The organism is Nocardioides sp. URHA0032, from assembly GCF_000620645.1.
Classification (GTDB): Bacteria; Actinomycetota; Actinomycetes; order Propionibacteriales; family Nocardioidaceae; genus Nocardioides.
On record NZ_JIAV01000014.1, the window covers coordinates 326,031 to 351,960 of the forward strand.

27 protein-coding genes and 2 tRNA genes are annotated in these 25,930 nt (G+C 72.1%); 12 read left to right on the forward strand and 17 right to left on the reverse strand.

The window, feature by feature from the left end:
* Positions 1–39: 39 nt before the first annotated feature.
* A complete protein-coding gene (locus tag N538_RS0103615) occupies positions 40–984 on the reverse strand; it encodes a thiamine-phosphate kinase (RefSeq protein WP_231496131.1) in 945 nt (314 codons plus the stop codon).
* Positions 985–1,075: 91 nt separating this feature from the next.
* On the opposite strand from N538_RS0103615, the gene N538_RS0103620 reads away from it, so the two are divergent.
* Together N538_RS0103620 and N538_RS27165 are read left to right on the forward strand one after the other, a co-directional pair.
* On the forward strand, positions 1,076–1,312 hold the full coding sequence (locus N538_RS0103620) for an Lrp/AsnC ligand binding domain-containing protein (protein ID WP_028636164.1): 237 nt from the start codon (positions 1,076–1,078) through the stop codon (positions 1,310–1,312).
* Between the two features lie 30 nt (positions 1,313–1,342).
* Positions 1,343–1,831, forward strand: a complete 489-nt coding sequence (locus N538_RS27165) for a DUF3515 domain-containing protein (RefSeq protein WP_051548686.1) — start codon at positions 1,343–1,345, stop codon at positions 1,829–1,831.
* On the opposite strand, the gene N538_RS0103630 is transcribed toward N538_RS27165, so the two are convergent.
* A complete protein-coding gene (locus tag N538_RS0103630; RefSeq protein ID WP_028636165.1) occupies positions 1,828–2,949 on the reverse strand; it encodes a D-alanine--D-alanine ligase family protein in 1,122 nt (373 codons plus the stop codon). The two genes, N538_RS27165 and N538_RS0103630, sit on opposite strands and share 4 nt — an antisense overlap.
* Before the next feature lie 33 nt (positions 2,950–2,982).
* On the opposite strand from N538_RS0103630, the gene N538_RS0103635 reads away from it, so the two are divergent.
* The gene (locus N538_RS0103635; RefSeq protein ID WP_028636166.1) at positions 2,983–4,038 is read left to right on the forward strand and encodes a trans-sulfuration enzyme family protein; all 1,056 of its coding nucleotides are present in this window, start codon (positions 2,983–2,985) and stop codon (positions 4,036–4,038) included.
* A gap of 21 nt (positions 4,039–4,059) precedes the next feature.
* Here the strand turns inward: N538_RS0103635 and N538_RS0103640 are convergent, their stop codons facing one another.
* Complete coding sequence (locus tag N538_RS0103640; protein WP_028636167.1) at positions 4,060–5,073, reverse strand: NAD(P)H-dependent glycerol-3-phosphate dehydrogenase; 1,014 nt, start codon at positions 5,071–5,073, stop codon at positions 4,060–4,062.
* Entirely contained in the window at positions 5,070–5,834 is a 765-nt protein-coding gene (locus tag N538_RS0103645; RefSeq protein ID WP_028636168.1) for a lysophospholipid acyltransferase family protein, read from the reverse strand. Before N538_RS0103645 ends, N538_RS0103640 begins: the two co-directional genes overlap by 4 nt.
* A gap of 41 nt (positions 5,835–5,875) precedes the next feature.
* On the opposite strand from N538_RS0103645, the gene cofC reads away from it, so the two are divergent.
* The gene (gene cofC, locus N538_RS0103650) at positions 5,876–6,499 is read left to right on the forward strand and encodes a 2-phospho-L-lactate guanylyltransferase (RefSeq protein WP_028636169.1); all 624 of its coding nucleotides are present in this window, start codon (positions 5,876–5,878) and stop codon (positions 6,497–6,499) included.
* Between the two features lie 64 nt (positions 6,500–6,563).
* On the opposite strand, the gene N538_RS0103655 is transcribed toward cofC, so the two are convergent.
* The 3 genes from N538_RS0103655 to leuC all read right to left on the reverse strand — a co-directional run bounded on the left by N538_RS0103655 (position 6,564) and on the right by leuC (position 9,606).
* Positions 6,564–7,325, reverse strand: coding sequence for an HU family DNA-binding protein (locus N538_RS0103655; protein WP_028636170.1), 762 nt, complete (start codon positions 7,323–7,325; stop codon positions 6,564–6,566).
* Positions 7,326–7,580: 255 nt separating this feature from the next.
* On the reverse strand, positions 7,581–8,189 hold the full coding sequence (gene leuD, locus N538_RS0103660; protein WP_028636171.1) for a 3-isopropylmalate dehydratase small subunit: 609 nt from the start codon (positions 8,187–8,189) through the stop codon (positions 7,581–7,583).
* A gap of 1 nt (position 8,190) precedes the next feature.
* Entirely contained in the window at positions 8,191–9,606 is a 1,416-nt protein-coding gene (leuC, locus tag N538_RS0103665; RefSeq protein ID WP_028636172.1) for a 3-isopropylmalate dehydratase large subunit, read from the reverse strand.
* Between the two features lie 90 nt (positions 9,607–9,696).
* Between leuC and N538_RS0103670 the strand changes: the two genes are divergently transcribed.
* Positions 9,697–10,419 (forward strand): IclR family transcriptional regulator, encoded by a 723-nt coding sequence (locus N538_RS0103670; protein ID WP_028636173.1) that lies wholly within the window; start codon positions 9,697–9,699, stop codon positions 10,417–10,419.
* 216 nt (positions 10,420–10,635) lie between these two features.
* Here the strand turns inward: N538_RS0103670 and N538_RS0103675 are convergent, their stop codons facing one another.
* Both N538_RS0103675 and N538_RS0103680 read right to left on the reverse strand, forming a co-directional pair.
* Positions 10,636–11,115, reverse strand: a complete 480-nt coding sequence (locus N538_RS0103675) for a methylated-DNA--[protein]-cysteine S-methyltransferase (RefSeq protein ID WP_028636174.1) — start codon at positions 11,113–11,115, stop codon at positions 10,636–10,638.
* Position 11,116: 1 nt separating this feature from the next.
* Entirely contained in the window at positions 11,117–12,589 is a 1,473-nt protein-coding gene (locus N538_RS0103680) for a DNA-3-methyladenine glycosylase 2 (protein ID WP_036569297.1), read from the reverse strand.
* A 145-nt stretch (positions 12,590–12,734) separates the two neighbouring features.
* Here N538_RS0103680 and N538_RS23710 point away from each other — a divergent pair, with 145 nt between their 5' ends.
* Positions 12,735–13,823 carry an LCP family protein gene (locus N538_RS23710; RefSeq protein ID WP_155991947.1) on the forward strand — a complete coding sequence of 363 codons (1,089 nt, stop codon included), beginning with the start codon at positions 12,735–12,737 and terminating at the stop codon, positions 13,821–13,823.
* 116 nt (positions 13,824–13,939) lie between these two features.
* Entirely contained in the window at positions 13,940–15,418 is a 1,479-nt protein-coding gene (locus N538_RS0103690) for an amidohydrolase family protein (RefSeq protein WP_036569299.1), read from the forward strand.
* Between the two features lie 186 nt (positions 15,419–15,604).
* Here the strand turns inward: N538_RS0103690 and N538_RS0103695 are convergent.
* The 7 genes from N538_RS0103695 to N538_RS23715 all read right to left on the reverse strand — a co-directional run bounded on the left by N538_RS0103695 (position 15,605) and on the right by N538_RS23715 (position 22,336).
* Positions 15,605–15,677 (reverse strand) — tRNA-Glu (locus N538_RS0103695).
* 96 nt (positions 15,678–15,773) lie between these two features.
* Positions 15,774–15,845, reverse strand: a tRNA-Gln gene (locus N538_RS0103700).
* 55 nt (positions 15,846–15,900) lie between these two features.
* The gene (locus N538_RS0103705; protein WP_036569301.1) at positions 15,901–16,875 is read right to left on the reverse strand and encodes a CPBP family intramembrane glutamic endopeptidase; all 975 of its coding nucleotides are present in this window, start codon (positions 16,873–16,875) and stop codon (positions 15,901–15,903) included.
* Between the two features lie 2 nt (positions 16,876–16,877).
* The gene (gltX, locus tag N538_RS0103710; RefSeq protein ID WP_028636177.1) at positions 16,878–18,338 is read right to left on the reverse strand and encodes a glutamate--tRNA ligase; all 1,461 of its coding nucleotides are present in this window, start codon (positions 18,336–18,338) and stop codon (positions 16,878–16,880) included.
* Positions 18,335–19,144: a fumarylacetoacetate hydrolase family protein gene (locus N538_RS0103715; protein ID WP_028636178.1), complete on the reverse strand. Its 810-nt coding sequence runs from the start codon at positions 19,142–19,144 to the stop codon at positions 18,335–18,337. Before N538_RS0103715 ends, gltX begins: the two co-directional genes overlap by 4 nt.
* Before the next feature lie 27 nt (positions 19,145–19,171).
* Positions 19,172–21,514 carry a penicillin acylase family protein gene (locus N538_RS0103720; RefSeq protein WP_028636179.1) on the reverse strand — a complete coding sequence of 781 codons (2,343 nt, stop codon included), beginning with the start codon at positions 21,512–21,514 and terminating at the stop codon, positions 19,172–19,174.
* A gap of 84 nt (positions 21,515–21,598) precedes the next feature.
* Positions 21,599–22,336 carry a M15 family metallopeptidase gene (locus tag N538_RS23715; protein ID WP_036569303.1) on the reverse strand — a complete coding sequence of 246 codons (738 nt, stop codon included), beginning with the start codon at positions 22,334–22,336 and terminating at the stop codon, positions 21,599–21,601.
* A gap of 84 nt (positions 22,337–22,420) precedes the next feature.
* Between N538_RS23715 and N538_RS0103730 the strand changes: the two genes are divergently transcribed.
* From N538_RS0103730 to N538_RS28290, 4 genes are read left to right on the forward strand one after another with little or no spacing between them, the layout of a single operon-like run.
* Positions 22,421–22,945: a SigE family RNA polymerase sigma factor gene (locus N538_RS0103730; protein WP_028636180.1), complete on the forward strand. Its 525-nt coding sequence runs from the start codon at positions 22,421–22,423 to the stop codon at positions 22,943–22,945.
* Positions 22,945–23,556, forward strand: coding sequence for a hypothetical protein (locus N538_RS0103735; RefSeq protein ID WP_028636181.1), 612 nt, complete (start codon positions 22,945–22,947; stop codon positions 23,554–23,556). The genes N538_RS0103730 and N538_RS0103735 overlap by 1 nt, the downstream gene beginning before the upstream one ends.
* A gap of 29 nt (positions 23,557–23,585) precedes the next feature.
* Entirely contained in the window at positions 23,586–24,416 is an 831-nt protein-coding gene (locus N538_RS0103740) for a hypothetical protein (RefSeq protein ID WP_036569439.1), read from the forward strand.
* A 46-nt stretch (positions 24,417–24,462) separates the two neighbouring features.
* Complete coding sequence (locus tag N538_RS28290) at positions 24,463–24,642, forward strand: DUF6767 domain-containing protein (protein ID WP_028636183.1); 180 nt, start codon at positions 24,463–24,465, stop codon at positions 24,640–24,642.
* An 18-nt stretch (positions 24,643–24,660) separates the two neighbouring features.
* Here the strand turns inward: N538_RS28290 and N538_RS28295 are convergent, their stop codons facing one another.
* Positions 24,661–25,362 (reverse strand): hypothetical protein, encoded by a 702-nt coding sequence (locus N538_RS28295; RefSeq protein WP_028636184.1) that lies wholly within the window; start codon positions 25,360–25,362, stop codon positions 24,661–24,663.
* Between the two features lie 46 nt (positions 25,363–25,408).
* Here N538_RS28295 and N538_RS23720 point away from each other — a divergent pair, with 46 nt between their 5' ends.
* Positions 25,409–25,927 (forward strand): 2'-5' RNA ligase family protein, encoded by a 519-nt coding sequence (locus N538_RS23720; protein WP_036569305.1) that lies wholly within the window; start codon positions 25,409–25,411, stop codon positions 25,925–25,927.
* The last annotated feature ends 3 nt before the right edge of the window (positions 25,928–25,930 follow it).

Below are 25,930 nucleotides of genomic sequence, written 5' to 3' on the forward strand. Positions count from 1 at the left end.
GTGGTCGGGGTCTTCTGCATTTCGGGGTCCCGGCTCGGCTCAGAAGTGCGTCCAGCCCGTGGGCCCGTCGTACTCCGCACCGTCGACCGTGACTCCCGAGCCCTCCGCGACCGAGCCGACCACGGACCAGCCGTCGGGGACGGCGTCGAGGTCCTCGAACGTCGCGAGCAGGGCGTGGTCGTCTCCCCCGCCGAGGATGAACGAGATCGGCTCGGCCCCGGTGGCCGCGCCGACCGCCTCGAGCGGCTCCGGCACGTCGAAGGCCGCGGTGTGCACGTCGATCGCGACCCCGGAGCCCGACGCGAGGTGGCCGGCGTCGGCGAGCAGCCCGTCGGAGACGTCGATCATCGAGGTCGCGCCGGCCTCGGCGGCGATCGGGCCGGCGTCGTACGGCGGCTCGGGCCGGCGGTAGGCCTCGACCAGCACCCTCGGTGACCGGAAGCCGCGGCCGAGCACCGCAAGGCCGCCCGCGGCCCAGCCCTGCCGGCCGGTGATCGCCAGCACGTCGCCGGGCCGGGCGCCGGAGCGCAGCACCGGGGACCGGGTGCAGGCGCCGAGCACGGTCACCGCGATCACCACCTGGTCGGCGCGGGTCAGGTCGCCTCCGACGACCGAGGCGCCCACCAGGGCGCACTCCTCCGCGAACCCGCGCGCGAAGTCCAGCGCCCACTGCGCAGGGAGGTCGGCCGGCGCAGCCAGGCCGATCGTCAGCGACGTGGCGCGGCCGCCCATCGCGTTGATGTCGGAGAGGTTCTGCGCCGCGGCGCGGTGCCCCACGTCGGCCGCGCTGGCCCAGTCGCGGCGGAAGTGCCGGCCCTCGACGACGAGGTCGGTGGACACAACGACGTGCCCGGTCCGCACCCGCAGCACGGCCGCGTCGTCGCCCGGCCCGACGATCACCTGCTCGCCCTGCGGGAAGAGTCCGACGAGCTCGGCGATCAGTCCGAACTCGCCGACGTCGGCGAGCGTCGCATCTGGTGGGATCGGCATGGCCCCATCCCACCAGATGACGGGGTCTGTACCTCACGGTAGGTTGGCGCACGACACAGCCGCTGATCGCACGAGGAGACACTCGATGGTCGTCCAGGCGTACATCCTGATCCAGACCGATGTCGGCAAGGCCGCCGAGGTCGCTGCCGCCATCGCCCAGGTCAAGGGCGTGACCCTCGCCGAGGACGTCACCGGGCCCTACGACGTGATCGTCCGCGCCGAGGCCCGCAACGTCGACGAGCTCGGCAAGCTGGTGGTCTCGAAGGTGCAGAACCTCGACGGCATCACCCGCACGCTGACCTGCCCGGTCGTGCACATCTAGGTGCGTCCCGCAGTACGCCGGCGGCGCCCCGTGTCCCTGCGGACACGGGGCGTCGTCGCGTGCGCCCTCGTCCTGCTCGCCACCGGCTGCGACGACAGCTCGCCGGAGATCGACGCTCCCGACCTGTCCGCCGCCGATGCGAGCGCGTGCCGCGACCTCGTGGCCGCGCTGCCGAAGACGCTGGCCGGCCACGACGAGGTCGACGTCACCGGCGACGCGGGGTACGGCGCCGCCTGGGGAGATCCGGCGATCGTCCTGACCTGTGGCGTCGGCCGGCCCGACGGCTTCACCGACACCTCGACCTGCCTGCAGGTCGACAGCACGGGCTGGTTCGTGCCGGACATCGGCCGGGTCACCGACGACCAGGCGCTCGACGTCACGACGACCGAGCTGAACTACCGGCCCCGGGTGCAGCTGCTCGTCCCGGGCGAGTACCGCCCCGACGGCTTCACGAACGCCGTCGGGGAGATCGGCGCGGTGATCGCGCAGACGCTCCGGCGTACCGGGCACTGCGTCTAGCGCAGGCCGGTGTCCCGCTGCAGCGCGAGCTTCACGAGCCGGTCGACGAGCGCCGGGTAGTCGACCCCGGAGGCCGCCCACATCCGCGGGTACATCGAGGTCGGCGTGAAGCCCGGCATCGTGTTGATCTCGTTGACGACCACGCGGTCGCCCGGCAGCACGAAGAAGTCCACGCGCGCCAGGCCCTCGCCGCCGACCGCCTCGAACGCGCGCACCGACAGGTCGCGGATCTGCGCGGTCACGGCGTCCGGCAGCAGCGCCGGTACGTCGAGCTCGGTGTGCTCCTCGGGGAGGTACTTGGCCGCGAAGTCGTAGAACTCGTGGTCGCCGGAGATCCGGATCTCGGCGGGCACGCTGGTCTCGGGCGTGCCGTCCAGGGCCTGGAGCACGCCGCACTCGACCTCGCGGGCCTCCTCGGCGTACGCCTCGAGGAGCACCTTCGGGTCGTAGCGCATCGCCTCCTCGAGGGCGGCGGCGAGCTCGGTGTCGTCGTGCACCTTGGAGATGCCGATGCTGGAGCCGCCGCGGGCGGGCTTCGCGAACAGCGGGTAGCCGAGCCCCGCGGCGCGCTCGCGGCAGCCGACCTGGTCCTGCTCCCACTGGCGGGCGGTGACGGTCGTGGACGGCAGCACCGGGAGCCCCGCGGCCGCGAGCACGACCTTCATGTACGCCTTGTCCATGCTGACCGCGGAGGCGAGCACGCCCGCGCCGACGTAGCGCACCCCGGCCATCTCGAACATGCCCTGGATGGTGCCGTCCTCGCCCCACGGCCCGTGCAGGAGCGGGAAGACCACGTCCACCTCGCCGAGCGTGTGCGGCGGCCGGGACGGCTCCGTGACGACGAGATCCGTGGACGTCGCCTCGGGGGCGAGCGCGATCGTCGCGCGGTCGCCGTCGACCTGCGGCAGCCGGTCCGGTCCGGTGATGCGCAGCCGCTCCGGGTCGCCGGACTCCAGCACCCAGCGGCCGTCGGTGGCGATGCCGATCGGCACCACGTCGTAGGTGTCCCGGTCGATCGCGGCGAGCACGCTGCCCGCCGTCACGCACGAGATCGCGTGCTCGCTGGACTTGCCACCGAAGACGACGGCGACGCGGGGCTTCCGGCTGGGCTCGTTCATCGCGACGACCCTATCGGCCCTACGCTCGGGTCCATGAAGCCCGCCACCGTCGCCGTGACCGCCGGACGCCCGCCGCACGAGGTGGACCAGCCGCTGAGCGAGCCGATCACGATGGCCTCCACGTACGTCGCAGGCGGTGAGCGGGAGTACGGCCGCTACGCCAACCCGACCTGGGCGGCGTTCGAGGAGGCCCTCGGCGCCCTCGAGGGCGGCCGGGCGCTGGCGTTCTCGTCCGGGATGGCCGCGGTGACGACCGTGCTCGACCTGGTCGGCCACGACGGCCTGGTGGTCGCGCCCGCCCACTCCTACACCGGCACCCTGCTCCAGCTCGGCGACCTGGAGAGCCGTGGCCGCGTCCGCACCCGACTCGTGGACATCACCGACACCGAGGCCGTCGTCGCGGCGTGCGAGGACGCGGCGCTGGTGTGGTTCGAGTCGCCCACGAACCCCGCGCTCGAGGTCGCCGACATCCCCCGGATCGCCGCGGCCGCGCACGAGGCCGGGGCGTACGTCGTCGTCGACAACACCTTCGCCACTCCCCTGCTCCAGCAGCCCCTCGACCTCGGCGCGGACATCGTCGTGCACTCGGTGACGAAGTTCCTCGCCGGCCACAGCGACGTGCTGATGGGCGCGGTCGTGACGAACGACGACCAGCTGCACGGCGTGCTCAAGGGGCGGCGCGACCTGCTCGGGTCGACGCCGGGCACCCTCGAGGCGTGGCTGGCGCTGCGCGGCCTGCGCACTCTGCACCTGCGCGTCGAGCGGTCGCAGGCCAACGCCCAGGAGCTGGTACGCCGGCTGTCGACCCACCCCGCGATCGGCGAGGTCCGGTACCCCGGCTTCGGCGGGATCGTCTCGGTCGTGCTCGCCCAGGGTGCGATGGCCGCTGACCTCCTCGTGCACAAGACCAGCATCTGGGTGCACGCGACGTCCCTGGGCGGCGTGGAGTCGACCTTCGAGCGACGCCGGCGCTGGAAGGCCGAGCCCGCGACGATCCCGGACGGGCTCGTCCGGCTGTCCGTCGGCGTCGAGGACGTCGACGACCTCTGGGACGACCTGCGCGACGCCCTCTCCTCGCTGGTCGGGTAGCCGTCGCCGGCGCGGGTCCGGTCAGTCCGTCTCGGCCTTCGTCTCACGCGCGATGAAGGCGTCCATCATCTCGGGGGCCGTCATCCGGCCGGCGACGACCGCGTCGACGTGGTGCGCGATCGGCGCGTCCACGCCGGTCCGGTCGGCGAGCGCGAGCAGCGACGAACAGGACTTCGCGCCTTCGGCGACCTGCCTGGTCGTCGCGAGGATCTCGTCGGTCGACATGCCCCGCCCGAGCTTCTCGCCGAACGTGCGGTTCCGGGACAGCGGCGACGAGCAGGTGGCGACGAGGTCGCCGAGGCCGGCCAGGCCCATCAGCGTGAGGGGGTTCGCGCCGAGCGCGGTCGCGAGCCGGGCGGTCTCGGCCAGTCCGCGGGTGATCACCGACGCGGTGGTGTTGTCGCCGAAGCCCAGGCCGACGGCCATGCCGACCGCGAGGCCCACGACGTTCTTGTAGGCGCCGCCGAGCTCGCAGCCGAGCACGTCCGGGCTGGTGTAGGGCCGGAAGGCCGGCGAGTGGATCCGGCGCTGGATCTGCCGGGCGACGTCCTCGTCGGCGCAGGCGACGACCGACGCGGCGGGCTCACGCTTCGCGATCTCCTTGGCCAGGTTCGGCCCGCTGATCACCGCGATCCGCTCCGGTCCGGCTCCGGTGACCTCGCCGATGACCTGGCTCATCCGGTCCAGGGTGCCGAGCTCGACGCCCTTCATCAGCGAGACGAGCACCGAGCCCGGCTCGACGTACGGCGCCCACTCGGTGAGGTTCCCGCGCAGCGACTGCGACGGCGTGGCGAAGACGACCAGGTCGGCTCCGTGGGCGGCCTTCTCGACGTCGTGCGTCGCCGACACCTGCGGTGGCAGCTCGATGCCCGGGAGGTAGTCGGCGTTCTCGCGGCGCTCGTTGATCGCCTCCGCCACCTCCTCGCGGCGTGCCCAGACGGTGACGTCGTTGCCGGCGTCCGCGAGCACGATCGAGAACGCCGTGCCCCAGGATCCCGCGCCGAAGATCGCGACCTTGCCGTGGGATCCGCTCACTTCTTCCCCTCGCGCTTGTTCGGGTTGCCGATCTGCCGGACGCCAGCCTTCTTCATGTCGAAGCGCTGGCCGGGTGCGGGCTCGCCGCGCACGTCGGCGACCAGCGCCGTGATCGCGTCCATGATCCGGTCGGTCGCTTCCTGGATGACCGCGACCGTCCGAGGCTCCCGATCCGCGAGGTCGCCGAGGTCGACCGGCTTGCCGACCTTCATCGTCACGAGCTTGCGCGGGAACAGGTCGGGCCTCTTCGCGTACGGCGCGAGCAGCTGCTGCGCGCCCCACTGGCCGACGGGGACCACGGGGCAACCGGTCTCGAGGGCGATCCGCGCTGCCCCGGACTTCCCGGTCATCGGCCAGCCGTCCGGGTCGCGGGTGATGGTGCCCTCGGGGTAGACGACCACGCACTTGCCCTCGTGCACGGCCTGCACCGCAGCGTCGAAGGCGCCGACCGCGTTCTTGCTCAACCGCTCGACGGGGATCTGGCCGGCGGCGCGGAAGAAGGCTCCCAATGCCTTGTTCCTGAACAACCCCGACTTCGCGAGGTAGTGCGGCAACCGGCCGTGGTCGTAGACGAGGTGGGCGGCGGTCAGCGGGTCGACGTGCGACACGTGGTTGAGCACGATGATGCAGCCGCCGGTGGCGGGGATGTTCTCGCCGTCGATCCAGTCGTGCCGCGTGGTCGAGAGCAGGGCCGCCCGGACGATGGGCTCCGCGAGCCGCCACGCCCAGCTCTTCTTCTCCTGCATCCGTCGAACGACCACGTGCGCAGGCTACTCGGTCGACACCTGACAGGATCGGCGTGATGCCCGTGTCTTCGCAGCCTCCCCAGTACGTCGTCCTCGTGCCCGTCAAGCCGCCGGCGGTCGGCAAGTCCCGTCTGTCCGGGATCGCGACCGCGGACCGGCGCGCCCTCGCCGAGGCGTTCGCCGTGGACACGGTGGCGGCCTGCGTCGCGGCCGCGTCCGTGGCAGAGGTGCTGGTCGTCACCGACGATGCGCGATTCTCCGCACGGCTGACCGGGCTCGGCACCTCGGCGATCCCGGACGGCGTCGCCGGCGACCTCAACGGGACCCTGCGCCTGGCCGCGGCCGAGGCACACCGACGCTGGCCGGACCTGCGCCCGGTCGCGCTCTGCGCCGACCTGCCTGCGCTGCGGCCCGCCGACCTCGACGAGGTACTCGGGCGGGTCGGACCGCACCCGGCGTTCGTCCCGGACGCCGCCGGCGTGGGGACCACGCTCTACGTCGCGGGGTACGACGAGTTCACTCCTCGTTTCGGGCCGGGTTCGCGTGCGGCCCACCTGGACTCCGGTGCCCGGGAGCTCACGGGCGCCGCGCCGTCCGTGCGTCGCGACGTCGACGACCTGGCCGATCTGGACGACGCGATCTCGCTCGGCGTCGGCCGGGCCACCAGAGCCCTGACCTGACGCGAGCACGACGGGCCGCCACCCGCGAGGGTGACGGCCCGTCTGCCGTGGATCCGGACCGGGGTCAGGACTTCTTGGCGGTCTTCTTGGCCGGCGCCTTCTTGGCGGGTGCCTTCTTGGCAGCCGACTTCGCCGGTGCCTTCTTCGCAGGTGCCTTCTTGGCCGTCGTGGTCGTCTTCGCCGGGGCCTTCTTGGCGGGGGCCGTCTTCTTGGCCGGTGCCGCCTTCTTCGCCGGTGCCTTCTTGGCCGTCGTGGTCGTCTTCGCCGGGGCCTTCTTGGCGGGGGCCGTCTTCTTGGCCGGTGCCGCCTTCTTCGCCGGTGCCTTCTTGGCCGTCGTGGTCGTCTTCGCCGGGGCCTTCTTGGCGGGGGCCGTCTTCTTGGCCGGTGCCGCCTTCTTCGCCGGCGCCTTCTTGGCCGCGGTCTTCGCGGTCGTGGTCTTCTTTGCCGGCGTTGCCTTCTTCGCTGCGGCAGCAGCCGCCTTCCGCGCCGGCCCCGTCGCCTTCTTGGCGGCCGCCGGGCCTGCGGAGAGCGTCAACTTCGGCAGCTTCTTCGCACCCGAGACGACGTTCTTGAGGTCGGCTCCAGCGGTGAACTTCGGCACCGCGGTCTTCTTCGCCTTGATCCGCGCCCCGGTCTGCGGGTTGCGCACCCAGCGCGCCTCGCGGACGCGCTTCTCGAACGACCCGAAGCCGGTGATGGCGACCTTCTCACCCTTCGCGACCTCGCGGGTGATCGTGTCCAGAACGGACTCGAGGGCGTGCGAGGCAGCCTTCTTGTTCCCCTCGAAACGCGACGAGAGAGCGTCGATGAACTCAGACTTGTTCACTGTCTTCCCTTCCAATGAACGACAAGTGGTCGAGCCCGTGCTCGACTAACTTCCTCGCACGCTAGGTAAACGCGCCCGTACTCACAATCACCTGAGCCGCGTTTCTTGAAGTGTTTTTCGAGCGCCGAAGTGCGCAGAACCCTGTCAGCAGAGGGACTTTCGGCTGATTTCGCGCCCTTGGAGCCGATGGTTCTCGAAATGAAAAGATGGCGAATCCCCTGTGCCTGTTGGGGATTCGCCCTCTGCGAGGACAATTCAGCCGGCGTGCTGGGTCACCGGTTTCCAGCTCGGCCGCTGCGCTTCGTAGCTGGTGATCTCGTTCTCGTGCCCGAGTGTGATGCCGATGTCGTCGAGGCCTTCGAGCAGACGCCAACGCGTGTAGTCGTCGATGTCGAAGGAGTCCTCGATGGCGTCCGGGCCGTCACCGGCACGCACGGTGCGTGACTCCAGGTCGACGGTGACGGTCGCACCCGGGTTGGTCTCGAGGTGGTCCCACAGTCGCTGCACGACCTTCTCGTCGACGCGACCCGCGAGCAGCCCGGCCTTGCCCGAGTTGCCGCGGAAGATGTCACCGAAGCGCGGCGAGAGCACGGCCTTGAAGCCATAGTTCTGCAGCGCCCACACCGCGTGCTCCCGCGAGGAGCCGGTGCCGAAGTTGGGGCCGGCGACCAGCACCGAGCCCGCGGCGTACGCCGGCTGGTTCAGGACGAACGCCGGATCGTTGCGCCAGGCCGCGAACAGCCCGTCCTCGAAGCCGGTGCGCGTGACCCGCTTGAGGTACTCGGCCGGGATGATCTGGTCGGTGTCGACGTCGCTGCGCCGCAGCGGCACGCCGACGCCGGTGTGCGTCGTGAACTTCTCCATCTCAGTTGCTCCCCACGAGTTCCAGGTCGGCGGGCGAGGACAGCGTGCCGCGGACCGCGGTCGCCGCCGCGACCGGGACCGACACCAGGTGGGTGCGGCCGCCCTTGCCCTGCCGGCCCTCGAAGTTGCGGTTGGACGTCGATGCGCTGCGCTCGCCCGGTGAGAGCGTGTCGGCGTTCATGCCGAGACACATGGAGCAACCGGCGCCGCGCCACTCGGCACCCGCCTCCTTGAAGACGAGGTCGAGCCCCTCGGCCTCGGCCTCCAGCCGCACCCGGGCCGAGCCGGGGACGACGAGCATGCGGGTGCCGTCGGCGACCTTGTGGCCCTTGATCACCGCGGCCGCGGTGCGCAGGTCCTCGATCCGGCCGTTCGTGCACGAGCCGACGAAGACGGTGTCGACGTGGACCTCGCGCAGCGGGGTGCCGGCCGCGAGATCCATGTAGCGCAAGGCGTTCTCGGCGGCGACCCGGTCGGTCTCCTCCTCGAAGTCACCCGGCGCCGGCACGGTGCCGCCCAGGGGCGCGCCCTGTCCGGGGTTGGTGCCCCACGTCACCCACGGGGTCACCTCGGCTGCGTCGATGACGATCTCGTGGTCGAACTCCGCGTCGTCGTCGGTGCGCAGGCTCCGCCAGTGCTCGACGGCGGCATCCCACTCGGCACCCTTCGGGGCCTCCGGGCGGCCCTTCAGGTAGGCGAAGGTGACGTCGTCGGGCGCGATCAGGCCCGCCTTGGCGCCCCACTCGATGCTCATGTTGCAGACGGTCATCCGGCCCTCCATGGAGAGCTCTTCGATCGCCGCGCCGCGGTACTCGACGATGTAGCCCTGGCCACCGCCGGTGCCGGTCCGGGTGATCAGGTACAGGATCAGGTCCTTCGAGGTGACGCCCTCGGGCAGCGAGCCGTTCACGGTCACGGCCATCGTCCTCGGCCGGGCCTGCGGCAGCGTCTGGGTGGCGAGCACGTGCTCGACCTCCGACGTACCGATGCCGAACGCGATCGCGCCGAACGCGCCGTGCGTCGCCGTGTGCGAGTCCCCGCAGACGATGGTCATGCCGGGCTGGGTGAGGCCGAGCTGCGGCCCGACGACGTGCACGATGCCCTGCTCGACGTCGCCCAGCGGGTGGAGGCGGACGCCGAACTCCGCGCAGTTGGTGCGGAGCGTCTCGACCTGCGCGCGGGAGACGGGGTCCGCGATCGGCTTGTCCCAGTCGACGGTCGGGACGTTGTGGTCCTCGGTGGCGATCGTGAGGTCCGGCCGGCGTACTTGCCGGCCCGCGAGCCGGAGGCCGTCGAACGCCTGCGGCGAGGTGACCTCGTGGATGAGGTGGAGGTCGATGAAGAGGAGGTCGGGCTCCCCTTCGACCGACCGGACGACGTGCTCGTCCCAGACCTTCTCTGACAGGGTCTTGCCCATCCAGCTCTCTCCCTCACGTCCGCGTTTCGCCGTGCTAGGTCACAGACCTTACCGCTTGCATCCCATGATCTGAGACGTCAGTATTGCCATATGGACAACTCCAGTGGCGTCGGCGTCCTCGACAAGGCCGCCCTCGTGCTCACCGCCCTCGAGTCGGGACCGGCCACCCTCGCCGGCCTGGTCGCCGGCACCGGCCTGGCCCGCCCGACCGCGCACCGGCTGGCCGTCGCGCTCGAGCACCACCGCCTCGTCGCGCGCGACATGCAGGGCCGCTTCGTGCTCGGCCCCCGACTGTCCGAGCTGTCCGCCGCCGCCGGAGAGGACCGGTTGCTCGCCACGGCAGGGCCGGTGCTCGCGCGGCTGCGCGACATCACCGGCGAGTCCGCGCAGCTGTGGCGCCGCCAGGGCGAGCACCGCGTGTGCGTCGCCGCGGCCGAGCGACCCTCCGGCCTGCGCGACACGATCCCGGTCGGGTCGCAGCTCACCATGCGGGCCGGGTCGGCCGCCCAGGTGCTGCTCGCGTGGGAGGACCCCGAGCGCATGCACCGCGGACTCCAGAACGCCGCCTTCTCGGCCGCCGCCCTCTCCGGCATCCGCCGCCGTGGCTGGGCGCAGTCGGTCGGCGAGCGCGAGCAGGGTGTCGCCTCGGTGTCCGCACCCGTCCGCTCCCCCGGCGGCAAGATCATCGCCGCCGTCTCCGTCTCCGGCCCGCTGGAGCGCCTGTCGCGGCAGCCCGGTCGCATGCACGCGCCCGCCGTGCTGGCCGCCGCCGAGCGGCTCAGCGAGTCCTTGCGACGCGCCGCGGCGGAGTGAGCTGCCTCGGAGCGAGCTTGCTCGCGCCGAGATCAGCAGCCAGGTCGAGTAGCCGCGCGAGCGAGGAACGAGCTCGCGACCGGCGTATCGAGACCTCGGTAACCCGAATGGCAACGACGGGTCTCGATACACGCCGTCGCGCCCTCCTCGGTCGGTCGCGGGCGCTACTCGACCTGGCGCCCGCGTCTCGCCCGAGCAAGCTCGGGCGAGGGGCGCTCAGAACAAGGCATCCTGCTCGAGGGTGAGCAGGAGCTGCTTGCGGTCGAGGCCGCCGGCGTACCCGGTGAGCGTGCCGTTCGCGCCGATCACCCGGTGGCACGGGATCACGATCGGGATCGGGTTGCGGCCGTTGGCCAGTCCGACCGCGCGGGACGCGGCGTTCGTCATGCCGAGCCGGTGGGCGATCTCGCCGTACGACGCTGTCTCGCCCCATCCGATGCCGAGCAGCTCGGCCCACACGCGCTTCTGGAACGCGCTGCCCTCGGGAGCGAGAGGCAGGTCGAACTCCTTGAGGTCGCGGTCGAAGTAGGCCGTCAGCTGTCGCGTGGCCTCGACGAGCACGGGATCCGCGTCGTCACGGTCGCCGCGCGGACGACCGTCCGGGTCGCGGAACGGCGTGAACTCGATGGCGGTGATCGCACCGCCCTGCTCCACGAGCCGCAGCGGCCCGATCGGGGACTCCATCACGGTCCACATGTCACTTCTCCTTGTCCGAGGGGTCGAGGCTCTGCCAGAGGTGCAGCTGTGCGTAGGAGCGCCAGGGCGCCCAACCCGCGCTGAGCTGGGTCGCCGTCGCGGGGTCGCGGCCGAGGCCGACGAGCGCGTCGCGGACGCCGACGTCGGTCGGGAGGAAGACGTCGGGGTGGCCGAGCGCCCGCAGCGCGATGTAGTCGGCCGTCCACGGGCCGATGCCCGGGATGTCCAGGAGCCGCCGGCGCACGTCGTCGCGGTCCGGGCCGCGGTCGAGCGCCAGCTCGCCACTCGCCAGTGCGGCGCAGAGCGCCACGAGTGCGCGTCCGCGGGCGCGCGGCATCGGCAGGTCCTCGGGGTCGAGTGCGGCCAGCGTCGCGGCATCCGGGAAGAGGTGGGTCAGACCGTCGACCGGCTGGGGGAGCGGGCGGCCGTGCTCGGCCACCAGCCGGGCGGCGACCGTGCGCGCGCCGGCGACGCTGACCTGCTGGCCCAGCACCGCGCGGACGGCGATCTCGTGCCCGTCGACGTGGCCGGGGACGCGCAGGCCGGGGTTGGCCCGGACCAGCGGGCCGATCACGGGGTCGCCGGCGAACGCGTCGGCGACGGCCAACGGGTCACAGTCCGCGTCGAGCATGCGGCGCACCCGCTCCGTCGCCGCAGTGGTGTCGCGCAGGTCCTCCAGCGTGAACGTCGCGGTCGCGAACGCCGTCAGCCCGGGCTCCTCGACGTCGGGGACCTCGAGCCGGACCGTCCCGGTCCCGTGCGGAAGGGACAGGGTGCGCGCGTACCAGCCCGGGCCGGCCGCCTCGACGCCCGGCACCGCCCGCGTGGCGAGGAACGCCCGCAGGGCGCTGCCGAGGTACGGCGTGCGCACGGCCAGTCGCATCGTCACGGTGCCCGTGGCGGGCCGGCCGCCGCGCCGGCCGCGGAGGTCGGTCGGCGACGAGGCGTACACCTCGCGGATCGTGTCGTTGAACTGTCGGACGCTGGAGAAGCCCGAGGCGAACGCGATGTCGGCGTAGGTCAGCTCGGTGGTCTCGATGAGCACCCGCGCGGTCTGCGCCCGCCTGGCGCGCGCGAGAGCAAGGGGTCCGGCGCCGAGCTCGGAGGTGAGGATCCGGGTGAGGTGGCGGGGCGTGTAGCCGACCCGGCGGGCCAGGCCCTCGACGCCGTCGCGGTCGACGACCCCGTCCGCGATCAGCCGCATCGCCCGGCCGGCCGCCGTGGCGGCGACGTCCCAGTCGGGACTGCCGGGCGTCGCGTCGGGCAGGCAGCGCTTGCAGGCGCGGTAACCAGCGGCTTGGGCGGACGCGGCGCTCGGGTGGAAGGAGACGTTCTGGAACGCCGGTGTGCGCGCCGGGCAGGACGGACGGCAGTAGATGCCGGTCGTCCGGACCGCGGTGTAGAAGACGCCGTCGAAGCGTCGGTCCCGCGACTTCACCGCTCGGTAGCAGGACTCCGGGTCGATGCTGGTCATGACCCCATCCTGACCGACGCCACCGACACACTCTGGCGGAAATCGGACACGGCCGCGAGCCTAGCCCGTCTCTCACCCCTGGGGGGTGTGGTGGAGCCCTCTAGGGTTGACGGAGGATCTCGGGCATCCGGAGAGGAACTCGACCTTGCCCCAGGATCGACCGAGCGCCAAGCCGCGGCACCGCCTGGCGGTGCTGCGCGTGATCGTCGTCGCCGAGCTCGTGGTGGCGCTGCTGACCGGGGCGGGCGTGGTGTTCGCGTACAACCACGTCGACAAGAAGATCGACACCGGGGCCCCGATCGAGCACCTCAAGACCCGGAAGGCGCCACTGCCGTCGGGCGAGCTCAACATCCTGCTGATGGGCACCGACTCCCGCGACTGCGCCGGGTGCGACATCGACAACGAGGCGGGCGAGGGCGGGTCGGACACCACCATCCTGCTGCACATCGCGGACGGCCGGCGCTCGGCGTACGGCATCTCGATCCCGCGCGATGCGCTCGTGGACCGGCCGACCTGCAAGGCCCCGGACGGCACGTCGGTCCCCGCCGCGTCCGACGTGCCGTGGAACGTGGCGTACACCGTCGGCGGCGCGGCCTGCACGGCTCGCCAGGTCGAGGCGGTCACCGGGGTCTTCGTCGACTCCTACATCACGGTGAACTTCGGCGGCTTCAAGGACATGGTGGACGCGATCAACGGCGTCGAGGTCTGCATCCCCCAGCCCGTCGACGACAGCGTCGCGCACATCCACTTCGACGCCGGCACCCAGAAGCTCGACGGCGACCGGGCGCTGCAGTACGTCCGCGAGCGGCACTCGACCGCGAACTCCGACCTCGGCCGGATGAAGCGCCAGCAGGCGTTCATCGCCTCGATGATCAAGAAGGTGATGTCCGCCAACACGCTGACCCGACCGGACCGGCTGTACCGGTTCGCGAGCAGCCTCGCGGGCTCCCTGCAGGCGAGCCCCGACCTCGCCAGCGCCGGCAAGCTGGTGCAGCTCGCGGCATCGCTGCGGCACACCGACCTCGGCCACATCAAGTTCGTCACCGTGCCCACCACGGACTTCCCGATCGGCGACCCGAACTGGGGCCGGCTCCAGCTGGCACCCGCCGCGCAGGAGCTCTGGAAGAAGGTCCGGGACGACGAACCGCTCGGCAAGCTCGGCAAGGGCGCCGTGACCGGGAAGAACCCCAACGGCGGCAAGGCCACGGCCTTCGAGAACGGGCTGTGCGCCTGACCGGAACCAGCCGGACCCAGCCGGCACCGGTCGTCGTCCGATCCGACCAGCGGCGACCCACCGGCCTGTGCGGCCCGCCAAGCCGACCCGCGCCACCGCGCGCCACAATCATCGCCATGACAACGACGATCCTGCGGGGCGGCCAGGTCATCGATCCCGCGGCGGCCACGCAGACGGTGGCCGACGTCGTCGTCCGGGACGGCACCGTCACGGAGATCTCGACCGTCCCCGTCCTGGACGCCGGCGCGACGGTCGTCGACGTCAGCGGCCTCGTCGTCGGTCCCGGCTTCGTCGACCTGCACAGCCACGTGCACTCGATCGCCGGCCAGCGCCTGCAGGCCTTCGACGGCGTGACCACCAACCTCGACCTCGAGGCCGGGCTGATGCCCCTTGACCGGGCGTACGCCGAGGCCGCGGCCGCCGGACGGGTGCTGAACTACGGATTCTCCGCCTCGTGGGCCGACGCCCGCGGGCAGGTCCTGGCCGGGGTGGTCCCCACGGCACGCTTCGACGCCTCGACGGACCTCCTCGGCAACCCCGAGTGGCAGCGGACGTCCTCCCCCGCCGAGCTGGCGGCGTGGCTGGAGCTGCTGGAGCGCGAGCTCGCCGCCGGCGCCCTCGGGATCGGCGTACTGATCGGCTACGCACCTCGCTCGGACCCCGCGGAGTACGTCGCGGTCGCGCGACTCGCCGCGTCCGCCGGGGCTCCCACCTTCACCCACGTCCGAGAGCTGGTGGAGGCCGAGCCGACCACGCCGGTCGACGGCTCGACGGAGGTCGCGATCGCCGCCGCCGAGACCGGCGCCGCGATGCACCACTGCCACGTGAACAGCACGTCGCGCCGCCACGTCGACCGCGTGCTGGGCACCCTGGACGAGGCCCGCGCTGCCGGGTCCCGGGTCACCGTCGAGGCCTACCCCTACGGCATGGGCAGCACCAGCGTCGGGGCCTTCTTCCTCGCGCCCGACCGCCTGTCCGCCTGGGGCCTGACCCCCTCGAGCATCGTGATGCTCGGGACCGGCGAGCGGATCGCCGACGCACGCCGCCTGGCCGAGGTCCGTGAGCTCGATCCGGGCGCCACCTGCGTGATCGAGTTCCTCGACGAGCGGGACGAGGCGGACCGGGAGCTGCTCCGGCGCGCCCTCGCGTTCCCGGACGCGATCGTCGCCAGCGACGCGATGCCGCTGGAGTGGCCGGACCACCGCCACGACACCCGCGAGTGGCCGCTGCCGCCGGGAGCGTCCACCCACCCGCGCACGGCCGGGACGTTCGCCCGCAGCCTGCGGCTGATGGTGCGCGAGCACGCCCTGTGGACCTGGACCGAGGCGTTCCGTCGCTGCTCCTACCTGCCGGCCCGGGTCCTCGACGACGTGGCGCCCGCGATGCGGAGCAAGGGGCGCCTCGCACCCGGTGCCGACGCCGACCTGGTCGTGCTCGACCCGGAGGCGGTCACGGACCGGGCGACCGTCTCGGACCCGACCCGGCCCTCGCACGGCGTCCGCCACCTGATGGTCGGCGGCACCTTCGTGATCCGCGACGGCGCGCTCGACCTCGCCGCCTACCCCGGCCGCGCGGTGCGCGGCGAGCCGCGCTGACCGTACTGGCGATCTCCCGTCGAGTGACGGCAACTGGCTGCTTTTCCGGCTGATCTGCAGCCAGTTCACGTCACTCGACGATCCATGGCCGACCGCTGCCTGTGAACGCGCGCGCCGTGCCGTACGGCGCGGCACGCCAGCACGCAGAAAGGCCCCGATCCGTGGGACCGGGGCCTTGTGCCTGTGTACCCCCGACCGGATTCGAACCGGCGCTACCGCCTTGAGAGGGCGGCGTGCTAGGCCGCTACACAACGGGGGCATGTCGCCCAGCTGATGACTCAGCGAGCAACCTGCGAAACTCTAGCGAAAGCCGGAGTTCGCACAAAATCGCGGCCCCTCAGGACCGCGATCTTCGCTGGGATACTAGGACTCGAACCTAGACTAACTGGACCAGAACCAGTCGTGCTGCCAATTACACCATATCCCACTGACTTACTAGTTCATGCCCTCTCCGCCGAGGCGGTCGGGCACGGTGGAGAACACTACACGCGACCTCTCGGGGCCACCAAAACGCCCGGCCCTGCTGGGGTTTCGGTCATGTTCCGCAGCCGGATCCGGCGCGCCACCCACAGCACCAGGGCGAGATACACGAGCGACTGGGTGAGGGTCACGGGGATCGTCCACCAGCTGCCGCCGACGGGATTCAGTGTCGAGGCCATGTCGCCGAACGCGAGCGCGAGGCCGAACGCGAGCCAGTTGTTGAGCACGTGCATCGCGATGCCTGCCTCGAGCCCTCCGGTGAGGACGACGAGCAGGCCGGCGACGATGCCGAACGCGAACCGGTCGAAGAACACCGGCGGGCTCTGGGCGCCGTGCGCCGCCGCGAACAGCAGCGCCGGGAACAGCACCGCCGCCCACGGGCGCCCGCCCCAGCTGCCGAACAGGTTGCCCATCGCCTGGGTGAGGTAGCCGCGGAACGCGTACTCCTCCCCCGCGGCCTGCAGCGGCGTGAGCAGGACGACCACGAGCAGGAAGTTCCGCGTGGTCGACGTGAAGTCGTTGAGGTGACCGCTGACCTCGGCACTGTCCGCGGACGAGGGCACCAGGGCGGACACGAGCAGCGTGGCGAACAGCGACACGAAGGACAGCCCGAAGCAGATCAGCAGCCAGCGCCAGCGGATCCGCGGGACCACCGATGCCAGCCATCCGGGCCGCAGCCCGTGCAGCACCCGGGTGATCGCCCAGGTCACGGGGATCGCAGAGGCGAGGGCGAGGTTCAGGTACGCCAGCCCGAGCGGCGTCGGGTCGTCGAGCTCGAGCAGCCGGTCGAGCCCGTCCCCGACGTCCCTGCCGGCGAGCGCGAGCCCGATCGCGAACGGGATCTGCACCAGCACCGGAGCGACCACGACGAAGCAGGCGATGAGGGCGAGCACGCCGACGATCGGTCGCCAGGCACCTGGCCGACCACCACGCTGGATCAGCGGGTACGACAGGCCCTCGGCCGCTTCCCCGGGCATGGTCAGGACAGCGCGCTCTGCAGCCGGCCGAGGCTGCGCTCGCGACCGAGCAGCTCCATCGACTCGAACAGCGGCGGCGAGACCCGGCGACCGGTGACCGCGACGCGAACGGGTCCGAACGCGTTGCGCGGCTTCAGGCCCAGCTCGTCGACGAGCCTGGCCTGGAGCGCCTCCTGGATGGCGGCGGTGGACCAGGCCGACAGCCCCGAGAGGACGTCGTACGACGCCCGCACGACCGCCTTGCCGTCGTCGTCCAGCAGCTTCTCGGCGTCGGTGGGGTCGACCGCGAAGTCGGCGTCGGCGACGAACAGGAAGCCGAGCATGTCCACGGCCTCGGTGAGCTTGTTGATCCGCTCGGCCACCAGCGGCATCGCCTGCTCGAGCAGCTGCGCGTCCGCGTCGTCGACCGGGTCCGACAGGACGCCGCCGGCCTTGAGGAACGGCAGCACGCGGTCGGTCATCTCCTCCACCGACAGCAGCCGCATGTGGGCGGAGTTGATGGCCTCGGCCTTCTTGAGGTCGAAGCGGGCCGGGTTCGGGTTCACGTCGGCGATCTCGAACGCCTCGACCATCTCCTCGAGCGAGAAGACGTCGCGGTCGGCGGCGATCGCCCAGCCCAGCAGGGCCAGGTAGTTGAGCAGCCCCTCGGGCAGGAAGCCCTGGTCGCGGTACGCCAGCGCGTGCGCCTCGGGGTCGCGCTTGGAGAGCTTCTTGTTCCCCTCGCCCATGACGTACGGCAGGTGGCCGAACTCCGGCGTCACCTTGGCGATGCCGAGCTCCTTGAGCGCGTCGTACAGCGCGAGCTGGCGCGGGGTGCTGGAGAGCAGGTCCTCGCCCCGGAGCACGTGGGTGATCTCCATGTAGGCGTCGTCGACGGGGTTGACCAGCGTGTAGAGCGGGTCGCCGTTCGCGCGGCAGAGCGCGTAGTCGGGGACGAACCGCGCCTCGAACGTCACCTCCCCGCGGACCAGGTCGTTCCAGCCGATCGAGCCGTCGGGCATCCGGAACCGCACGACCGGCCTGCGCCCCTCGGCCTCGAACGCCGCGCGCTGCTCGGCGGAGAGGTCGCGGCAGAAGCCGTCGTACCCCATCACCTTCGAGCCGGAGGCCTTGCGTCGCGCCTCGATCTCGTCGTTGGTGCAGAAGCAGTCGTAGGTGTACGACGAGGCGGCCAGCCGCTCGAGTGCGTCGCGGTAGAGGTCGCCGCGCTCGCTCTGGAAGTACGGCGCGTGCGGACCGCCGACCTCCGGGCCCTCGTCCCAGTCGAGGCCGAGCCAGCGCATCAGGTCGATGATCGCGGCGTACGACTCCTGGGTGCTGCGCTCCTTGTCGGTGTCCTCGATGCGCATCACGAACGTGCCGCCGGCGTGCCGCGCGAAGGCCCAGTTGAAGAGGGCGGTGCGGACCAGGCCGACGTGGGGACTCCCGGTGGGGCTGGGAGCCATGCGGACGCGGACAGTCATCGGGAAGCCACCTTGTTCGTGAGGGTGCCGAGGCCGGCGATCGAGACCTCGACCTCGTCACCGACCTCCATGGGACCGACACCCTCGGGGGTGCCGGTGAGGATGACGTCGCCGGGCAGCAGCGTCATCACGCTGGAGACGTGCGCGATCAGCGTCGGGATGTCGAAGATCAGGTCCGCCGTGCTGCCGTCCTGCTTGAGCTCGCCGTTGAGGTGCGTCTGGACCTGCCTGCCCTCGGCGAAGGCCTGCGGGTCCAGGTCGGTCTCGATCCACGGCCCGAGCGGGCAGAACGAGTCGAAGCCCTTGGCCCGCGTGAACTGCACGTCGCTCTTCTGCAGGTCCCGCGCGGTGACGTCGTTCCCGATCGTGTAGCCGTGGATCACGTCAGTGGCCTGCTCCGGGGGTACGTCGCGGCAGATCCGGCCGATCACGACGGCGAGCTCGCCCTCGTAGTGGAGGTTCCGCGTCTGCGGCGGGTAGAAGATCGGGTCGCCCGGGCCGACCACGCTGGTGTTCGGCTTGAGGAACATCAGCGGCTCGGCCGGCACGTCGCTGCCCATCTCGGCGGCGTGGGCGGCGTAGTTGCGCCCGATGCCGACCACCTTGCTGCGCGGCAGCACCGGCGCGAGCAGCCGCACGTCCTCGAGCCGGTGCTCCTGGTCGAGCAGCTTCACGCCGACGTACAGGGGGTCGCCGGCCAGCGCGACGACGATGCTGTCGGGGTCCGGCTGGCCGAACTGGTCGAGCTCGCCCGTGACCACGCCGTACATCGGGTCCTCGCCGGTGGTGAATCTCGCGATGCGCACCGGACGAGCCTATCGAGCGAGCGTTGGTCAGCCTCCGGTGAGGTGCAGCGTCGTGATCAGCTGGGCCTTGATCTGGGCCGGCGTCCAGGGGAACCGCACCCAGCGCTCGTTCGAGAACATCCGGGTCTGGTCGTCCGACCACGGTGACGCGGGGTCCTCGTACTGGCTGTAGGTGAGGATCGTGCGCGCCTCGATGCCGGTCTTCCCGCGGAACGCGACCGCCTGGATGTACGACGAGCCGCGCGTGGCCGGGTCGAGGATCGCGTCGCCGATCGTGCTGCTGACCGCGTTGGCGTCGCCGGACAGGTCGCCGAGGCCGCCTCCGAGCGGCCAGCCCGCGGAGCCCCGGTCGCCGGAGCGGTGCAGCTCGCCGTACGTCTCGGACAGGTCGTAGCCCCGGTCGGTGACCCGCGTGATCGCGGCCGCCATGGCATCGACCACGTCCTGCGAGGTCGACAGCGTGCGCGGCGTGGTCAGCGGGTGGTCCTTGTCGAACGGGACGGCCCACAGGCTGACCTTGCGCGAGCTCGCGATCGAGACGAACTCCTCGAAGATCGCGGCGCCGGCGTTCGACGTCGGGTCGGAGTGGCCGTCCCAGTCGTGGAGGACCTGGCAGGCCGTCGTCAGGCCGGTGGCGTCGCACACGTCGTCGAGCCGGCCACCGGCGCGGGCCACCTCGGCGGCGTACACACGGTTGGCGTACTCGTGCGACCGCAGCGTCCTCGGGGTCTCCTTGCCCTTCCTCAGCTGGTCGCGGACGTAGGACATGACGACCTTGGTGCGCATCGTGCGCTGGCAGTCCTCGCAGCCGATGATCCGGGGATAGCCGGTCAGCTGGACCTTGTCGTTCGGCATCCAGTAGGAGTCGTTGGCGTTCATCACCCAGTCGCGGCGGAAGACCTCGGGCAGCTGCTTCGGCCCGAGGATGCCGGGACGCTCGGCGTCCGCGTCGCTGCCCCACCGACAGCTGGTCCCGGCGCGGGTGCCGTCGAGGCCGGGGAGCCCGGCGGCCGCGAAGATCAGCCCGCCGGCCGAGGTCATGCAGCGGCTGGCCATCGCGTTGGTGACGTTCGGGGTGACCGCGTGGTCGGCGTACAGGACCTCACCGGTGCGGTCCGCGGCGATGGTGTTCACCCACGGCATGCCACCGCCGTTGTCCTGGCGGTGGAGCAGGTCGTGGACGTTCTTCGCCATGTTCATCGAGAGGAACGTGTCGAAGGTGCGCAGGTGCTCTGCGTTGGCGTCGCGGAACGCCCAGACGCTGTCCTTGGTCCAGCCCATGAAGAGGCTGGGCGCGTTGAGGACGTAGCCCTCCGAGGTCCGCCAGAGCGTCCGGGTCACGGTCTCCACGCCGTCGTCGGTCAGGACCGGGACCTGCACGTCCCGTCGGTCGAGCTCGGCGGTGCCGCCGTCGGCGGTCCGGTAGCTCGTCGGCGTGCCGGCGGTGCGGTACTGGTACGGCGTGAAGCGGTAGCCCGTCGAGACCGTGTGGCTCCAGGCGACGTCCTTGTTGAAGCCGATGTTGATCGCCGGGAAGCCGGTGAGCGCGCCGCCGGCGACGTCGAGCCTGCCGGGCACGGTCAGGTGCATCTGGGTGAAGCGGTAGCGCCCCAACCACGGGAAGTGCGGGTTGCCGAGGATCATCCCGCTGCGGGTCGAGGTGTCGCCGCCGCCGACCGCCGTGGCGTTCGAGCCGAACTGGTCGTCGGTGCCGAACGCCGCGCGCAGCGCGGCGCGGGTCGGCCTCGGTGCCGGCCTGGTCGGGCCGGTCGGAGGCGTCGCGGTGGTGACCTGGGGCAGCAGCTGCGTCGTCGACGAGATCAGCTGCGCGAGGTAGAAGGCGTACCAGACGTCCGTCGTCGTGACGTTCGGCTGGATCCAGTCGTCGTCCGCGCACGCGGGGTCGGTGACCTGGTGGTCCGTCAGCCAGTCGTTGATGCCGGCGGTCTCCGCGACGACCATCGCCTTGGCGCGCTCGCTCGGGCCCGCGACCGGGTCCGTGAGGAGCTTCTCGACGACCTGGCGGTCGTGGATGTCGCGCACCAGCGTGTCCCACTGCAGGTTCGTGCCGGAGCCGCCGACGTTGTCCTTGTAGACGGCGTCCGGGCCGTCGTACAGGGATCGTTCGCCGCGCGCGGTCAGCAGGGTGTCCATCAGGTTGCAGGTCGCCTCGGCCGTGGTGATCCACCCGGCGCCGTACGCCATGCCCTCGAACGTGTCGGACGTGATGTGCGGGATGCCGTGCTCGGTGATCCGGATCGTCACGTCGTACGGCGCGGTGCGCTCGCCCGGGGGCGACGCGGCGTGGGCCGTGGTGACGGCCGCGGTCGCGGGGGTGAGCAGGAGCAGGGTGGCCAGGGCGATGCGCACGGCCCGAGTGTGGCGGTGGCGATACGGAGGATGCACGACCGGAACCTACTGGTCTCGTCCGGCTCTTGACGCGGATTCAGTGGATCAGCTGCGGTAGTCCCCGCCCGCGACGCCGAAGAACTCCTCGAGGGTGGTGGTGTGCGTGCGCCGGAGCTCCGCGGCCAGCGCGCGGCCGACGTACCGGAGGTGCCACGGCTCGGGCGAGTACCCGGTGACCGCGGCCGTCCCGGGGCCGTACCGCAGCACGAAGCCGAATCGCCAGGCATCGTGGGCGAGCCAACGCCCGCCCGGCGTGCTGGCGAAGCAGGCCTCGAAGTCGCAGGCCGGACTGGCGGGAGTGACGAGGTCGACGGCCAGGCCGGTCTGGTGCTCGCTGTAGCCGGGGCGGGCGGACACCCGGTCCGCCTCCTCCCGGCCGTCAGCGGCGACGAGGTCCCCGTAGACGCCCTCCTGGTAGCCGAAGGACCGGAACGCACTGGCGATCTTGAGGCCCAGCCCCTGCCGGTCGCTCGCGGCGAGGAGGGCGGTGAGCGGACCGGCGGCCGGCGTCGCCACCTGGTAGCCGCGGACCAGCGTGATCGCCGGCTCGTAGTCCAGCGGGTGGATCGGGTGTGACTTGTTCACGATCACCCACATGCTCGCGGGGTCGGTGGTCGAGTGCGCGGTCCGGTCGAACTCGTGGCGCGGCGCGCTCGTGGTGCGGACCGCCGCCGCGGTCGTGTCGACCGGGTCCGGGCCGGGAGCGGCCGCGGGTGGGTCCTGGGCGCTGCACGCCGTCCCGATCAGGGCGGCCACGACCGCCAGCGCCGTTCTCGTCCTCACGTCTGGTTGACGGGGGCGGACGGATCGGAGGTTGCATGCAACCCTTCGAGGAGCGACACCGGTCAGGGAGGTGAGAGGAGGCCCGTGCGAGACAGCGACCGATCAGCGGAGTTCGTGGCGTTCACCCGCGGCCACCGGGCCGACCTGGTGCGGACGGCGGCACTGCTGTGCGCCGGGGACGAAGCGCTCGGCGAGGACGTCGTGCAGACCACCCTGACCCGCCTGTACCTGGCCTGGCACCGGGTACGCAGGGCGGAGAGCCCGCTCGCGTACGCCCGGACGACGCTCACCCACGTGTTCTTCGACGAGGTCCGCCGGGCGCACCGGCGTCGCGAGACGACCGTCGCGGACCCGGCGCTGGCCGGCGAGCCGGCGTTCGCCCGGGACCCGGACGTCGACCTGCGCGCCGTGGTGCTGGCGGCCCTGGAGTCGCTCGGGCCACGCCAGCGCGCGGTAGTGGTGCTCCGGCACTGGCACGACCTGGACGTCGCCGAGACCGCACGGATCCTCCACTGCTCCACCGGCACCGTGAAGTCGCAGAACGCCCGGGCACTCGCCCACCTCCGCGACGTGCTCGGCGCCGCCCACCTGACGGCGGAGGTTCCCTGATGACCGAGCACGACCTGAAGCACGTCCTGGGTGTCGCCGCCGCTGCCGAGCGCCCCGACCCCGACCCGCTCGCCGACCTGGCGCGCGCCCACGCCGCCGCGTCCTCACGCCTCCGCCGCCGGGTCCGGGTCGGGCTCGCCGGTGCCGCCGTCGTGACGGTGCTCGGGCTGGGGTCGGGCGCAGTGCTGACCGACTCCCCCGCGCCGGCGCCCGAGCACGTCCGGCTCGTCGCGGCCCGGCTCGACGCGACGCCGTACACCTTCGACCTGACGCCGAAGGGCTGGTCGGTCCAGGCCCAGCAGCCGACGGCGGTCACGATCGCGCCCGACGACGGCTCGACGTCGGACGAGCCGGACGACTTCCGGGGCAAGCTCGTCATCCTGTTCGACGCCAACCCGCCCGACGGCCGGCCGGTGGACCGCGACGGTCGCCGCTTCTGGGTGTCGGGCGACTCGGGGTACACGACGATCGCCACCCGCACCGTCGCGGGCGAACCCGCTGGGGTGGTGCGGATCCAGTACCCGCTCGGAGCCGGGTGGGACGAGCAGTCCATGGTCGCGTTTCTCGCCAGCGTGCACGTAGGACCGGGCGCCCGGCAGGGCCTCGGCTGAGCGACCTACCCTTGGGCGACGTGGAGGTCATGGGTCGCGAGGAGTGGGAGCCGCGGGCCGCTGCGCACGCGGCCCGCGTCGACGAGCTCGTGGCGCCGCACCTGGCCCGGCGCGAGGCGCGGGTCAAGCACCCGGTGCACGACTTCCTGTTCACCTACTACTCCCAGCGGCCGGCCCAGCTGCGGCGCTGGCACCCGGGGTACGGCGTCCGGCTGGGCGACGCGCCGCCGTACGCCGGGTTGAAGGGGTACGACGACGGCGCGGTCACCGCGGCGTACGTCGCCTCCCAGCGGCCACTGCTGGTCGCCCTGCGCAGGCTGCTCGCGGCGACGGCGGCCCGGCCGGCGAACTTCGGGTGCTTCGGGATGCACGAGTGGGCGATGGTCTACCGGGCGGACGAGACCAGGCACGACCGGCCGCTGCGGCTCGGTGCCGCGGGCACGGACGCCGTCGTCGACTCCCACCGGATCGCCTGCTCGCACTTCGACGCCTACCGGTTCTTCACGCCGGCCGCCGCGCCGCTCAACTCGCTCTCGCCGTCGTCGTCCGACCGCGACGCCTTCGAGCAGCCGGCCTGTCTGCACGCCGGCATGGACCTCTACAAGCACGCGTTCCGGCTGACCCCGATGGTGAGCTCCGACCTGGTCGCGGACTGCTTCGAGCTGGCCCGCGACATCCGGGTGCTCGACATGCGCGCGGCGCCGTACGACCTGACGGACCTGGGCTTCACGCCGGTGCGCGTCGAGACCGCGGACGGCAAGGCGGCGTACGCCGCGGCGCAGCGCTCCTTCGCCGCGCGCGGCGCACCGCTGCGAGCGCGCCTGGTCGCCGAGTGTGATCGGCTCCTCAGCGTCAGGTGACTTCGGTCCCTAGGGCCAGGGGACCTCGAGTCCTAACGTCGATGACGTGAGGAAGCCCGTCGCGATGTGCCCGGTCCGGCCCGGCGATCCGTGCTCGCTGTGCGTACCCGGTGCCACGGGTCCCGAGGACTGCCCGCTGGTCGCCGAGGTCATGCGCGATGCCGAGCTCCGCGCTCGCCTCGCTGACCTGCGCCGCGATCTCCGACCGTCGAGTCGGGAGGTCTGATTCAACATGGCCCGGGGGTCAGGTGAGGGCGAGGACCAGGGCGTTGGAGAGGGAGGAGAGGGCGAACGCGAGGAGGAAGGCCCAGCCTCCGGTGAGCCGGCGCCGGGGGTCGCGCGGCGGCGGCAGGAGGCCGGTCGGACCGCTGAGCAGGAGGTACGCCGCGAGCCCCAGCGGCGTCGCGGCTCCCAGCAGCCAGAACCACGCCCATCGGGTGGCCCGCCACGGCTCGGGCTGCGTGATCAGCAGCAGGAGGGTGGCCACCCCTAGGGCGACGCTCACCGCCATGAGCCACCCCGACACCCGCCACCCCAGCACGGTCGAGGTCGCGTGGCCCCACTCGTGGTGGTCGATGGTGAGGCCGGGCTGCAGCTGCGTGAGGGCGGCGTCGACGTCGGGTACGGCGCGGGGATGCGTCCACCGCCGGACGGGCCGTGACTCCCTGACCGTCGTCCGGTAGCGGATGATCCCGTCCCGCCAGCTCACCTCCACGGGTCCGGAGCCCCGGGCATGCGGCGGCAGGCCCGGCGTGGTCGACACCTCGTGCACGTCACCGCTCGAGACGGCGTGCCGGAGGTCGGACCAGGACCCCTCGCGTTCGCCCGTCCCGACGGCGACGGCGAGCACCGCGACCCAGCCGGCGATCAGCGCCCAGCGCCACGCGAGCTCGAGCCGGGAGCGGACCCGGCTCTTCGGGAGCTCGTCCGAGGCCGTGGTCGTCACGCCGGGGAGTGTAGGTCGGGGACGGCCGCCCTGACAGGATCGCCGCGTGCATCCCGGCCACTCCGTGCTCCAGGTGCCGGTGCCGCCGCTGGAGGAGTTCGTCCGCGGCCGCACCGCGCACTACGACCCGTCGTACCTCGGCGCGGCCGGGTTCGGACACGCGCACGTCACCGCCCTCGGACCGTTCACGGACGAGCTGACCGCGGACATCGAGCGACGGCTGGCCGCGATCGCCGCGGAGACCGAGCCGTTCGGCTTCGTGCTGGAGCGGATCGGGCGGTTCGACGACGGCACGCTGCACCTGGTGCCGGAGCCGGACGAGGGGTTCCGGAAGCTGACCGCGCGGCTGGTCGCGGAGTTCCCGGGCTTCCCGCCGTACGCCGGGGCGTACGACGAGGTCTTCCCGCACCTCACGCTCGACCGGCTGTCCGACGACGTGACGGTCGAGTCGACGCTGGCGCTGCTGGACGGCGTGCTTCCCGCGCACTGCCGGGCGGAGCGGCTCGACCTCGCCTGGTACGAGCCGCGTCGCACCCGCCTCGTCACGTCCTGGCCGTTAGGTTGAGCG

Excerpts from the sequence above, each read along its gene's own strand:
- N538_RS0103620 (WP_028636164.1), top strand. The coding sequence starts at position 1,076 with ATGGTCGTCCAGGCGTACATCCTGATCCAGACCGATGTCGGCAAGGCC.
- N538_RS0103630 (WP_028636165.1), bottom strand. The coding sequence starts at position 2,949 with ATGAACGAGCCCAGCCGGAAGCCCCGCGTCGCCGTCGTCTTCGGTGGC.
- N538_RS0103635 (WP_028636166.1), top strand. The coding sequence starts at position 2,983 with ATGAAGCCCGCCACCGTCGCCGTGACCGCCGGACGCCCGCCGCACGAG.
- cofC (WP_028636169.1), top strand. The coding sequence starts at position 5,876 with ATGCCCGTGTCTTCGCAGCCTCCCCAGTACGTCGTCCTCGTGCCCGTC.
- leuD (WP_028636171.1), bottom strand. The coding sequence starts at position 8,189 with ATGGAGAAGTTCACGACGCACACCGGCGTCGGCGTGCCGCTGCGGCGC.
- leuC (WP_028636172.1), bottom strand. The coding sequence starts at position 9,606 with ATGGGCAAGACCCTGTCAGAGAAGGTCTGGGACGAGCACGTCGTCCGG.
- N538_RS0103670 (WP_028636173.1), top strand. The coding sequence starts at position 9,697 with ATGGACAACTCCAGTGGCGTCGGCGTCCTCGACAAGGCCGCCCTCGTG.
- N538_RS0103675 (WP_028636174.1), bottom strand. The coding sequence starts at position 11,115 with ATGTGGACCGTGATGGAGTCCCCGATCGGGCCGCTGCGGCTCGTGGAG.
- N538_RS0103680 (WP_036569297.1), bottom strand. The coding sequence starts at position 12,589 with ATGACCAGCATCGACCCGGAGTCCTGCTACCGAGCGGTGAAGTCGCGG.
- N538_RS0103690 (WP_036569299.1), top strand. The coding sequence starts at position 13,940 with ATGACAACGACGATCCTGCGGGGCGGCCAGGTCATCGATCCCGCGGCG.
- N538_RS0103705 (WP_036569301.1), bottom strand. The coding sequence starts at position 16,875 with ATGCCCGGGGAAGCGGCCGAGGGCCTGTCGTACCCGCTGATCCAGCGT.
- gltX (WP_028636177.1), bottom strand. The coding sequence starts at position 18,338 with ATGACTGTCCGCGTCCGCATGGCTCCCAGCCCCACCGGGAGTCCCCAC.
- N538_RS0103735 (WP_028636181.1), top strand. The coding sequence starts at position 22,945 with ATGACCGAGCACGACCTGAAGCACGTCCTGGGTGTCGCCGCCGCTGCC.
- N538_RS0103740 (WP_036569439.1), top strand. The coding sequence starts at position 23,586 with ATGGGTCGCGAGGAGTGGGAGCCGCGGGCCGCTGCGCACGCGGCCCGC.